We start from the raw sequence: 12,071 nt of genomic DNA on the forward strand, positions 1-12,071 counted from the left end.
TTGTTTTGGTGAGGTGGAGGAGGGCAGGGAAGGGGTCAGAAATCCCAGCCGGGTTGTGATGGCGGTTCGATGGGCTCACCCTCTCTGGCCTTGCGGCGGGCGGCCTCGACCCGTGCCTTGCGGTTGCGGCACAGGCGCATCACCTCCTGCTGCTGGGTTGGAGTCATGGCGAGCCAGTTGAAGCGCTCTTCCCGACTGCGCAGGCACCCCTTGCAGTAGCCCTTGTTGTTCACTTCGCAGATCCCGACGCAGGGGCTCGTCAGGGGGAAGATTTCGAGCTGTTCCATCCACACCCTCTCACATCTTGTCACCTTGTTATAACCCAGAAGATCCCCTTTGGAGAAATAGGGCGTCCGGGGGTGGATGGCGTTTGCTTTCCCCCTGCAAATTTGGCATCTTCCCCGCCGTGCAAGACGCTCGGTGTTATATGAGGACATATGAATAAACATGCGTACTGGCTGGCCGCCGCCGTGGTCGGGTTGGCCGGTTGTGCGGGCAACCCTGACCCGGTCAAGGTGCCCCAGAAGAAGGCGGAATCCGGATGTTTTCTGAACTGCGAGGTGCCGGAGAATCTGGGCAAGCAGTATCTGGATGGTGCCCTGCCAGGGGATCTGGTGCGGGTGGATCGCGTCAACAGTCGCCAGCGTGCCGACTACAGCAAATTCGGCCCCCAGAGTCGGCTGGTGCTGGAGCGCTCCGGCAAGATGACCCGCCGCTATGGCGAGCTCTATCACCAGCTTTCCCGCTGGGTGGCCAATGGCGGTGATCCTGCCTACATCACCCAGTACGGTATCAGCCTGGCCCAGCTCGGCGGCGCCGATCGCATGGGCAACGTGCTCTTTACCGGCTACTACTCGCCGGTGCTGGAAGTGCGCCACCGCCCGGATGCCAAGTACAAGTACCCCATCTATGCCATGCCCAAGTGCGGTGGCCGTTGCCCGAGCCGTGCCGAGATCCACCAGGGAGCGCTGGCCAACCGGGGGCTGGAGCTGGGTTACAGCAAGTCTCTTATCGACAACTTCTTGATGGACGTGCAGGGTTCAGGCTTCGTGCACTACGGGGATGACGACCGGCTGCAATACCTGGGTTACAGCGGCAAGAACGGCCACGGCTACGTGAGTATCGGCCGGGTGCTGATCGACCGGGGAGAGGTGCCCAAGGAGCAGATGTCCATGAAGGCCATCAAGGAGTGGGCCAACAGCAAGCCGGAGGAGAGCGTCAAGGAGCTGGTAGAGCAAAACCCGTCTTATGTCTTCTTCGAGCGTCGCCCCACCAATGATGTGATCGGCGCCGCCGGTATTCCGCTGCTGCCGCTGGCGGCGGTGGCGGCCGACAAGACATTGCTGCCGATGGGCACTCCCATCCTGGCGGAGGTGCCGCTGCTCGACAAAGCCGGCAACTGGACCGGCAAGCACCAGTTGCGGCTCTTGATCGCATTGGATGTGGGCGGCGCGGTGAAGAGAGGACACCTGGATCTCTACCACGGCATGGGGGAGAAGGCCGGTGTGGCAGCCGGTCACTACAAGCACTTTGGCCGGGTCTGGAAGCTGGGCCTGCACCACGGGCCGACCGCCGCCCCCTGGCTGTGATCCTTTGATGGTACGGGCGCCTGCACAGGGCGCCCTTAAGAGAAGTTCAAGAAGCAAAAAAGCCGCCGGATTTGCTCCGGCGGCTTTTTATTGGCTGTGATTTGTCAGCCCGTAGTGGCGTCAGCCCTTCTGGATGTCCAACCGGATGGCACCCACCGGCTGGCAGCAGCAGGGCAGGCATTCCCCCTGGGAGACAAACGCCAGCGGCACGGCGGCGTAGTGCACCGAGCCTGCCAGCAAGGGCGTGCGGCAAGCGCCGCAATAGCCGCTGCGGCACTGGAACTCCACGTGATGACCGTGGCGCTCCAGAGTCTCCAGCACGCTCTCGCCGGGATGGGCGTGCAGCACGCCATCCTGGGTATGCACCCGTGGCGAGCCTGCTTCGCTCTGCGCGGGGACCGCGTGCGGGGCAGGGGTCAGCGTGCCGGTGGCGTCACTCACAGCTCGAAATCACCCAGGTCGTCTGCGTGCACTTCGCTGTCGATCTGGCCGACCAGATAGGAGCTCACCTCCACTTCCTGGGGCGCCACCTGCACGTTGTCGGAGGAGAGCCAGGTGTTGATCCAGGGAATGGGGTTTTGCTTGGCACCAATGAAGGCGGGTTGCAGGCCGACCGCGCTCATGCGCAGGTTGGTGATGTACTCCACGTACTGGCAGAGGATGTCCTTGTTCAGGCCGATCATGGAGCCATCCTGGAACAGGTACTCGGCCCACTCTTTCTCCTGCTCGGCTGCTTCCTTGAAGATGTCGAAGCAGGCTTGCTCGCACTCGGCGGCAATCTCGGCCATCTCGGGATCGTCCAGGCCATTGCGCATCAGGTTCAGCATGTGCTGGGTGCCGGTCAGGTGAAGGGCTTCATCGCGGGCGATCATCTTGATGATCTTGGCGTTGCCTTCCATCAGTTCGCGCTCGGCAAAGGCAAAGGAGCAGGCGAAGCTGACGTAGAAGCGGATCGCCTCCAGGGCATTGACGCTCATCAGGCACAGATAGAGTTTCTTCTTCAGCTCGCGCAGGCTGATGGAGACCTCGCGGCCCGCCACGCGGTGGGTACCTTCACCGTGCAAGTGGTAGAGCGCGGTCGCCTCGATCAGATCGTCGTAGAAGTGGCTGATGGAGCCGGCACGCTTGAGGATCTGCTCGTTGGTCACGATATCGTCGAACACCTGGCCCGGGTTGTTGACGATGTTGCGGATGATGTGGGTGTAGGAGCGAGAGTGGATGGTCTCGGAGAAGGCCCAGGTCTCGATCCAGGTCTCCAGCTCCGGGATGGAGACCAGTGGCAGCAGCGCCACGTTCGGGCTGCGACCCTGGATGGAATCCAGCAGGGTCTGGTACTTCAGGTTGGAGATGAAGATGTGCTGCTCGTGGGGTGGCAGGGCCTGATAGTCGATGCGATCGTGGGAGACATCCACCTCTTCCGGACGCCAGAAGAAGGAGAGTTGCTTCTCGATCAGCCGCTCGAAGATGTCGTGCTTTTGCTGATCATAACGGGCCACGTTGACCGACTGGCCGAAGAACATCGGCTCCTTGAGCTGGTCGTTTTGGGTCTGGCAGAACGTTGAATAAGCCATGGTGATTTGAATGTCTTGAATAAGGGGAGACAGGAGGGCGGGAGCTTCATGCTCCCGCCCGGTTCATCAGATCGTGCAGCGACTTATATTTTACAAGCCCCGCCAGCGCAACCGTCGTCTTGCAGATCGGTCTGGGCATCGTCCGCACCATCACGGGTGTTGTGATAGTAGAGGGTCTTGAGGCCGTATTTGTAGGCGGTCAGCAAGTCCTTGAGCAGCTGCTTCATCGGGACCTTGTTGCCTTCGAAACGGGCCGGATCGTAGTTGGTGTTGGCGGAGATCGCCTGATCCACAAACTTCTGCATGATGCCGACCAGCTGCAGGTAGCCATCGACGCTCGGCTGTTTCCACAGCAGTTCGTACTGATCCTTCAGGCGATGGTATTCGGGTACCACCTGCTTGAGGATGCCGTCCTTGGAAGCCTTGACCGACACCAGGCCGCGCGGCGGCTCGATGCCGTTGGTGGCGTTGGAGATCTGGCTGGAGGTCTCGCTTGGCATCAGGGCGGTCAGGGTGGAGTTGCGCAGACCCACGGTCTTTATCTCTTCACGCAGGCTTTCCCAGTCCAGATGCAGCGGCTCGTTGCACAGCACATCGAGATCCTTTTTATAGGTATCGATGGGCAGGATCCCCTGAGCGTAGGTGGTCTCGTTGAAGGCCGGGCAGGGGCCGAATTCGCGGGCCAGCTGCACGGAGGCCTTCAGCAGGTAGTACTGGATCGCCTCGAAGGTACGGTGAGTCAGCGCCAGACCGGAACCGTCGGAGTAGCGGGCACCGTTCTTGGCCAGGTAGTAGGCGTAGTTGATGACGCCGATCCCCAGGGTGCGGCGGTTCATGCTGCCCTTCATTGCAGCCTTGAGCGGATAGTCCTGATAGTCGAGCAGGGCATCCAGGGCGCGCACGGCGAGATCCGCCATCTCTTCCAGGTCTTCCAGCTTCTCGATGGCGCCGAGGTTGAAGGCAGACAGGGTGCACAGGGCGATCTCGCCCTCTTCGTCATCCACGTTGTTGAGCGGCTTGGTGGGCAGCGCAATCTCGAGGCAGAGGTTGGACTGACGCACCGGCGCCACGCTCGGATCGAACGGGCTGTGGGTGTTGCAGTGGTCCACGTTCTGGATGTAGATGCGACCGGTGCCGGCGCGCTCTTGCATCATCAGGGAGAAGAGATCCACCGCCTTGAGGGTCTTCTTGCGAATGCTCGGATCCTGCTCGTATTTGACGTAGAGCTGCTCGAACTTGTCCTGATCCGCGAAGAAGGCGTCGTACAGACCCGGGGCATCGGACGGGGAGAACAGGGTGATGTCGCCGCCCTTGATGAGGCGCTGGTACATCAGCTTGTTGATCTGCACCCCGTAGTCCATGTGACGGACCCGGTTCTCTTCCACGCCGCGGTTGTTCTTCAGTACCAGCAGGCTCTCCACCTCGGTGTGCCACAGGGGGTAGAACAGGGTGGCGGCACCACCGCGCACACCGCCCTGGGAGCAGCACTTGACGGCAGTCTGGAAGTATTTGTAGAAGGGGATGCAGCCGGTGTGGAAGGCTTCGCCGCCACGGATGGGGCTACCGAGACCCCGGATGCGACCGGCGTTGATGCCGATGCCGGCACGTTGGGAGACGTAACGGACGATGGCGCTGGCGGTAGCATTGATGGAATCCAGGCTGTCATCGCACTCGATCAGCACGCAGGAGCTGAACTGACGGGTCGGGGTGCGCACGCCGCTCATGATCGGGGTCGGCAGGGAGATCTTGAAGGTCGACACCGCATCGTAGAAGCGCTTGATGTAGTCCAGACGGGTATCTTTCGGATACTTGGAGAACAGGCAGGCCGCCACCAGGATGTAGAGGAACTGCGGGCTCTCGTAAATTTCGCCGGTAACCCGGTTCTGCACCAGGTACTTGCCTTCCAGCTGCTTGACCGCTGCGTAGGAGAAGTCCATGTCACGCCAGTGATCCAGGTAGCCGTTAAGCTCCTCGAATTCGGCCTGGGTGTAGTCGGTCAGCAGGTGCTTGTCATACTTGCCCATGTCCACCAGACGGGCGACGTGCTGGTAGAGGTGGGGCGGCTCGAACTGGCCGTACGCCTTCTTGCGCAGGTGGAAGATGGCCAGACGGGCGGCCATGTACTGGTAATCCGGGCTCTGTTCGGAGATCAGGTCAGCAGCGGCCTTGATGACGGTTTCGTGGATGTCGGCGGTACGGATACCGTCATAGAACTGGATGTGGGACTTGAGCTCCACCTGGGAGACCGACACGTTGTCGAGCTTCTCGGCGGCCCAGTCGAGCACACGGTGAATTTTATCCAGATCGATGGGTTCTTTGTGGCCGTTACGCTTCGTCACAAACAAGTTCATTGGCTGATGACCTTTAGTTGATTCCCGAAAAACCATGGCGCCACGCATCCAGGGCGCCATTCTCGATGGTGGCCTGGGGGCGAAGTGCGCCATGAATCACAAGATATAGTGTTATTTTAAATTCGAACTACAAGATAGTGAGGTCGACACCGCATTGCAATCTGTGGATAACGCATTAGCTGTGGATAAATTGTGGGTGTTCAGGCCCGAGTTAGTGACTGCTCACAGTGAGTGGGTTTTCATCCGTCCGATCCGGCAAATGCAAGTCTGATGATCGAAGATGGAAAATTTAAATAACTTTTTTTGCTTGCGAAAAGAGGGTGTTTTTACTAGCAAATTCAGCCTGGTTATCCCTTGTGCAGTCAGGGTCAAAAGCTGTCCGATCCCCGTTGGCGCACGGTTGTCACCACTTCGAAAAAGGGGGCACATCAGCGCACCCTGTCATGACCATAGCGTGGCTCTAGGAGTGAGCGTCGTGCTCATCTGGCCACCCCATGGCGTTAAAGTTGCCCCGATGATCCACCTATGCCGTGCCGTGTTCAGGTCAGCTCGTAGCGCAGCCAGTGGTGCAACGCTTGCACGGTGTCAAACTGCAGATCTGCACCCCAGTCGGCGGGATCCTCGTCATCGCTCAGATAGCCCCAGCCCGCCACCGCGGTGCGCATGCCGGCGTTGCGTCCCGCCTCGATGTCACGCACGTGATCCCCCACGTAGAGGCAATGGGTGGCGTCGACGCCCAGTTGCTCGCAGGCAAAGTACATGGGGGCAGGGTCTGGCTTGCGCACCGGCAGGGTATCGGCACTGACCGTCACGCCGCAGCTGGCAAGCTCGGGCAGGGCGGCCAGCAGCGGCTTCGTGAGAAAGCCCGGCTTGTTGGTGACGATGCCCCAGGGCAGCTTCTTCTCATCGAGCCATTCGATGAGATCCAGCATCCCCTCATAGGGGCGGGTGCCGACACAGAGGTTGGCCGCGTAATGGTCGAGCAGGGCGGTGCGCAGGCGCGTGGCACCCAGCTCCTCGAGCAGCTCGTCGCCAAGACCGGCCTTGAGCAACCCGAGCGCCCCGTGGGAGGTGGTCTGGCGGATGATGGCTTCGGGCAGGGGGGCAAAGCCTTCGCTCACCAGCACATGGTTGACGGCGGCGCCGAGATCAGGGGCCGTGTCGAGCAGGGTGCCGTCCAGATCGAACAGCACGCAGCGCAGGGGCGCCTTGTCGGTGCTCATCAGATGGCCTCCGGGCGCACGAAGGCCACCATGTAGTTGACGTCGACATTCTTGCCGAGTTTGAAGCTGTTGGACAGCGGCGCGTAGTGAACGCCGCTCATGTCCCGTACCAGCAGGCCTGCGGCTTCCCCCATGCGACACAGCTCGGCGGGCGTGATGAACTTTTTGTGGTCGTGGGTACCCTTGGGCACCATTTTGAGCAGGTACTCGGCCCCCAGGATCATCATCAGGTAGGCTTTCGGGTTGCGATTGATGGTAGAGACGAACACCTTGCCGCCCGGTCGTACCAGGGTGGCGATGGCGCGCAGTACCGAGGCGGGATCCGGCACGTGTTCCAGCATCTCCATGCAGGTGACCACGTCATACTGGCCCGGGGCCTCGGCGGCATGAGCTTCGGCGGTCATCTGGCGATATTCGAGCTCCACACCCTGCTCCAGGGCATGAAGGCGGGCAACCCCGAGGGGCTCTTTGCCCATGTCGATGCCGGTCACGCGAGCCCCCCGGCGGGCCATGCTCTCGGAGAGGATGCCGCCGCCGCAGCCGATGTCGAGCACGCGTTTGCCAAACAGGCCGCCGCTCTTGTCGGTGATCCAGTCAAGGCGCACCGGGTTTATCTGATGCAGGGGTTTGAACTCGCCCTCCATGTCCCACCAGCGGGAGGCGATGGCTTCAAATTTGGCGATTTCTGTCAGATCGACATTGGCATCACTATTCATTTTTCGATGATCCTGTGGCAGGGCGCGCAGCGGGCAGGGCGCGCGCAATCTATTGTCCTGGCGGGCATTATAACGGACGGACTTGGTCACACCAGCCCGACGTGTTACCCGGATTTGTGGCTTAAGGTATTTGGCTCAGTGTGTTACCATGTCGCGCTGTTTAAGCCAAAGAACAACTAATTAGGGATTAAGGCTTTCTATGAGCGATCTGGCCAGAGAGATCACGCCGGTCAACATCGAAGAAGAGCTCAAGAGTTCCTATCTGGATTACGCCATGAGCGTGATCGTAGGACGAGCTCTGCCGGATGTGCGTGATGGCTTGAAACCGGTTCACCGCCGCGTTCTGTTTGCTATGAACGAGTTGGGGAACGACTGGAACAAGCCCTACAAGAAATCGGCCCGTGTGGTCGGTGACGTAATCGGTAAATATCACCCGCATGGCGACAGCGCCGTGTATGACACCATTGTCCGGATGGCGCAGGATTTCTCCATGCGTTACATGCTGGTCGATGGTCAGGGCAACTTCGGTTCGGTCGATGGCGACAATGCTGCGGCCATGCGTTACACCGAAGTGCGGATGGCGCGCATCTCCCACGAGTTGCTGGCCGATCTGGACAAAGAGACCGTGGACTGGGTGCCGAACTACGACGGCACCGAGATGATCCCGGCTGTCATGCCCACCAAGGTACCCACCCTGTTGATCAACGGCTCCTCCGGTATCGCGGTGGGCATGGCGACCAACATTCCTCCTCACAACCTCACCGAGATAGTCAACGGCTGTCTGGCGTTGATCGAGAATGGCGCCCTCACCATTGACGAGCTGATGACCTATGTCACCGGCCCGGATTTCCCCACCGGCGGCATCATCAATGGGCGCTCCGGCATCGTGCAGGCCTACCGGACCGGTCGCGGCTCCGTCTATGTGCGGGCCAAGGCCGAGGTGGAAGTGGACGAGAAGACGAGTCGCGAGACCATCATCGTTCACGAGATCCCCTATCAGGTGAACAAGGCACGGCTTATCGAGAAGATCGCCGAGCTGGTCAAAGAGAAGAAGGTCGAGGGCATCAGTGCCCTGCGCGATGAGTCTGATAAAGACGGCATGCGCATCGTTATCGAGATCAAGCGCGGCGAGTCCGGCGAGATTGTGCTGAACAATCTCTACAAGCACACCCAGATGCAGACCACGTTCGGCATCAACATGGTGGCGCTCGATAACAACCAGCCCAAGGTGATGAACCTCAAAGAGATCCTGGATGCCTTCCTGCTGCACCGCCGTGAGGTGGTGACCCGCAGGACTGTGTTCGAGCTGCGCAAGGCGCGGGATCGGGCGCACATCCTGGAAGGTCTGGCGGTGGCCCTGGCCAACATAGACCCCATCATCGAGCTCATTCGCCACAGTGCGACCCCGGCGGATGCGAAAGCTGGCCTGGTTGCCAAGGGCTGGGAACTCGGCAATGTGGCCGCCATGCTGGAAAAAGCGGGCGACGACGCGGCACGGCCGGAGTGGCTGGAGCCGGAGTTCGGGATCCGTGAAGGGCAGTACTTCCTGACAGAGATCCAGGCCCAGGCCATCCTTGACCTGCGTCTGCACAAGCTGACCGGCCTCGAGCACGAGAAGATCCTGGAAGAGTACCAATCTCTGCTGGATCTCATCGCCGAGCTGCTGTTCATCCTGGCAAGCCCGGAACGGCTGATGGAAGTGATCCGCGATGAACTGCTGGCCGTGCGCGAGCAGTATGGCGACGAGCGTCGCACCGAGATCAGCATGTCCAGTGCCGAGATCAACATCGAAGATCTGATCACCCCGGAAGACGTGGTAGTCACCCTGTCTCACCAGGGCTATGTGAAGTATCAGCCGCTCTCCGACTACGAGGCCCAGCGCCGCGGTGGTCGTGGCAAGTCGGCCACACGGATCAAAGAAGAGGACTTTGTGGAGCGTCTGCTGGTGGCCAACACCCACGACACCATTCTGTGCTTCTCCACCCGTGGCAAGGTCTACTGGCTCAAGGTCTATCAGCTGCCGGAAGCGTCCCGTGGCGCCCGTGGTCGTCCCATCATCAACCTGCTGCCGCTGGAAGAGGGTGAGCGCATCACCGCCATCCTGCCGGTGAAGGAATATGATGCCGAGAAGTACGTCTTCTTCGCCACCGCCAACGGTACCGTGAAGAAGACCAGCCTGTCTGACTTCAGCCGTCCGCTCTCCTCCGGTATTCGCGCCATCAACCTCAAAGAGGGTGATGAGCTGATCGGGGTGGACATCACCGACGGCAGCAACGAGATCATGCTCTTCTCCGATGCGGGCAAGGTCGTTCGCTTCAATGAAGGTAGCGGCCGCGCCGATGCAGCCGATGTGGATGCCAGCGATGACGTCGAGACCGACGACGACGCTGGCAACGACGAGGATGGCAGCGACAACGGCGAAAGCACTGAAGGCACCGAGAGCAAGGGTACCTTCAAGGGTGTGCGTCCCATGGGTCGTACCGCCGCCGGTGTGCGCGGCATCAAGCTGGGTGCCGGTGACAAGGTGGTCTCCCTCATCGTGCCGCGCGGGGTCGGTGCCATCCTCACCGCCACCGAGAACGGTTACGGCAAGCGTACCGCACTGGACGAGTACCCGACCAAGAGTCGTGGTACCCAGGGCGTTCGCTCCATCAAGGTGGACGAGCGCAACGGCAAGGTGATCGATGCGATCCAGGTCGAGGATACCGACCAGATCATGCTGATCACCAACGGCGGCACCCTGGTGCGAACCCGTGTTGCCGAGGTGAGCGTCATTGGCCGTAACACCGGCGGTGTTCGTCTGATCCGTACCGGTGAAGACGAGACTGTGGTCGGCCTGCAACGCATTGCCGAGAGCGACGAGGAAGAGAACGACATCGTGGCCGTTGACGGTGAGGTGTCCGAAGGCACCGATACCGCGCCAGATGCCGGCTCTGCCGATGCAGGATCTGCTGAAGAAGGTGCTGCGAGCGACGAATAATCGCGCGTTTTCCACCATGAAAAAGAGCGACCCCAGGGTCGCTCTTTTTGTTGCTGCCGTTTGTCTCTGGCCGCGTGCCCCCAGCCTGATGGGTCAGCCTGATCCTGTTGCTGTACGCGTCGCTGATCACTCGCACCGCGAGCATTGCCGTACTCCTCCTTGTCCTCAATTCATCATGCCTGCGTCATCCCCCTGTCATGGGATGAGGCCAAGCTGCCCCTGTCGCACTCAACAGACTGCGACGCGCAGCCATCAAACAGGAGCACCTTATGACTAGCTGGGTAATGTGGGAGATCTGGTGGAGCTGGGTATGGGGCGAACATCAACCAGCATCGCTGGCAGGGGAACATGAGGATGAAGTGGCCCATGAGCCGGCACGACTGCCCGCCGAATTGATCGCCCAGGGCAAGGCCACGCACTCGCCTCGGCCAGAGGGTGAGGCCCTGCTCGCCGGCATGGTTTGTGGTGTACCGGCGAAGGGGAGGCGTTGTGAGTGCGGTTGATGCTGCCCCGGCGATCAGAACAGGCGCAGCTGCTCGTTGGGGCGAATGAAGGCAGAGGTGTTGAGCGCGATATGGCGCTTGCCCAGTTGCAGCCGCTTGCTGATGAGCCGAAAGCGCTGGGCGAGCAAGTCGGCGAATTGCCCCTCTCCGCGCATGCGAGTCCCGAAGGCGGGGCTGTTGAGCGCCCCCCCTCTGCTTGCCCGCAACTGGTTCAGGATGGCCTCCTTCTGGCCGGGGTAGTGCTCTTCCAGCCAGTCGCAAAATAGGGTGGTCAGCTCGTGGGGCAGTCTCAGCAGTATGTAGTCGGCGCAGCCGGCGCCCGTCTCCACGGCGCCCTTGATGATCTGCTCCAGCTCGGGCTCGTTGAGCCGCGGGATCATGGGGGCCGCCAGCACTCCCACAGGTATCCCGGCCTGTGTCAGCCTCTCGATGACCTTGAGCCGACCCGCTCCCGTGCTGGCGCGGGGCTCCAGCTGTCGCCTCAGTGTCTCGTTCAGGGTGGTGACCGACACCATCACCTGGCAGAGCCCCCCCCGGGCCAGCTCGGCCAGCAGATCAAGATCGCGCAATATCATGGCGCTCTTGGTGATGATCCCCACCGGATGACGATGAGCCAACATCACCTCCAGCAGCTCACGGGTGAGACGATAGTGGTGCTCTATGGGTTGGTAGGGATCGGTGTTGGCCCCGAGCACTATGGTCTGCGGCTGATAGCCTGGCTTGGCAAACTCCCGGCGCAGCAGCGCGGCGGCATTGAGCTTGGCAAACAGCCGGGTCTCGAAATCCAGGCCGGGGGAGAGCTCCAGATAGGCGTGGCTGGGTCTGGCGTAGCAGTAGATGCAGCCATGTTCGCACCCTTGATAGGGGTTGATGGAGCGGCCGAAGGGGACGTCCGGTGAGAGGTTGTGGCTGATGATGCTCTTGGCCTGGATCTCCCGCACCTCGGTTCGGGGTTGGGACGCACGAAATGCCGCCTCCCATTCCACGGCCTGCCAGCCATCGTCGACGACATCGATCTGTGGGCCGCTGAAACGGTGCTCGATATTGTGGGTGCTGCCTCGTCCTGCCATCTCATCACACCGGATACTGTTTATACATACAGTCATTTTGCTCGGGATAGCGCGAATTCAACTTCGAA

The 12,071-nt window shown here is 60.8% G+C and carries 10 protein-coding genes; 3 read left to right on the top strand and 7 right to left on the bottom strand.

Annotated features, from left to right (window positions below; all coding sequences use genetic code 11):
• Window positions 1-35 precede the first annotated feature (35 nt).
• Window positions 36-287, bottom strand: coding sequence for a DUF1289 domain-containing protein (locus BN1127_RS16505; RefSeq protein ID WP_005329720.1), 252 nt, complete (start codon window positions 285-287; stop codon window positions 36-38).
• 150 nt (window positions 288-437) lie between these two features.
• On the opposite strand from BN1127_RS16505, the gene mltA reads away from it, so the two are divergent.
• On the top strand, window positions 438-1,589 hold the full coding sequence (mltA, locus tag BN1127_RS16510; RefSeq protein WP_042650155.1) for a murein transglycosylase A: 1,152 nt from the start codon (window positions 438-440) through the stop codon (window positions 1,587-1,589).
• A gap of 120 nt (window positions 1,590-1,709) precedes the next feature.
• Here the strand turns inward: mltA and yfaE are convergent, their stop codons facing one another.
• The 5 genes from yfaE to ubiG all read right to left on the bottom strand — a co-directional run bounded on the left by yfaE (window position 1,710) and on the right by ubiG (window position 7,450).
• Window positions 1,710-2,030 (bottom strand): class I ribonucleotide reductase maintenance protein YfaE, encoded by a 321-nt coding sequence (gene yfaE, locus BN1127_RS16515; RefSeq protein ID WP_041205821.1) that lies wholly within the window; start codon window positions 2,028-2,030, stop codon window positions 1,710-1,712.
• Window positions 2,027-3,160 carry a class Ia ribonucleoside-diphosphate reductase subunit beta gene (gene nrdB / locus BN1127_RS16520; RefSeq protein ID WP_042650156.1) on the bottom strand — a complete coding sequence of 378 codons (1,134 nt, stop codon included), beginning with the start codon at window positions 3,158-3,160 and terminating at the stop codon, window positions 2,027-2,029. Before nrdB ends, yfaE begins: the two co-directional genes overlap by 4 nt.
• An 83-nt stretch (window positions 3,161-3,243) precedes the next feature.
• Window positions 3,244-5,511, bottom strand: a complete 2,268-nt coding sequence (gene nrdA / locus BN1127_RS16525) for a class 1a ribonucleoside-diphosphate reductase subunit alpha (RefSeq protein WP_005329715.1) — start codon at window positions 5,509-5,511, stop codon at window positions 3,244-3,246.
• Between the two features lie 539 nt (window positions 5,512-6,050).
• Window positions 6,051-6,734 (bottom strand): HAD family hydrolase, encoded by a 684-nt coding sequence (locus tag BN1127_RS16530; protein WP_042650157.1) that lies wholly within the window; start codon window positions 6,732-6,734, stop codon window positions 6,051-6,053.
• Window positions 6,734-7,450, bottom strand: coding sequence for a bifunctional 2-polyprenyl-6-hydroxyphenol methylase/3-demethylubiquinol 3-O-methyltransferase UbiG (gene ubiG / locus BN1127_RS16535; protein ID WP_042650158.1), 717 nt, complete (start codon window positions 7,448-7,450; stop codon window positions 6,734-6,736). The genes BN1127_RS16530 and ubiG overlap by 1 nt, the downstream gene beginning before the upstream one ends.
• Before the next feature lie 199 nt (window positions 7,451-7,649).
• Between ubiG and gyrA the strand changes: the two genes are divergently transcribed.
• Both gyrA and BN1127_RS16545 read left to right on the top strand, forming a co-directional pair.
• Window positions 7,650-10,430 (top strand): DNA topoisomerase (ATP-hydrolyzing) subunit A, encoded by a 2,781-nt coding sequence (gene gyrA, locus BN1127_RS16540; RefSeq protein ID WP_042650159.1) that lies wholly within the window; start codon window positions 7,650-7,652, stop codon window positions 10,428-10,430.
• A 269-nt stretch (window positions 10,431-10,699) separates the two neighbouring features.
• Entirely contained in the window at window positions 10,700-10,933 is a 234-nt protein-coding gene (locus tag BN1127_RS16545) for a hypothetical protein (RefSeq protein ID WP_042650160.1), read from the top strand.
• A 14-nt stretch (window positions 10,934-10,947) separates the two neighbouring features.
• Here BN1127_RS16545 and BN1127_RS16550 read toward each other — a convergent pair whose 3' ends face one another.
• The gene (locus tag BN1127_RS16550) at window positions 10,948-12,003 is read right to left on the bottom strand and encodes a PA0069 family radical SAM protein (protein ID WP_042650161.1); all 1,056 of its coding nucleotides are present in this window, start codon (window positions 12,001-12,003) and stop codon (window positions 10,948-10,950) included.
• Window positions 12,004-12,071: the final 68 nt, after the last annotated feature.

This window comes from Aeromonas media (assembly GCF_000819985.1).
Taxonomy (GTDB): domain Bacteria; phylum Pseudomonadota; class Gammaproteobacteria; order Enterobacterales; family Aeromonadaceae; genus Aeromonas; species Aeromonas media.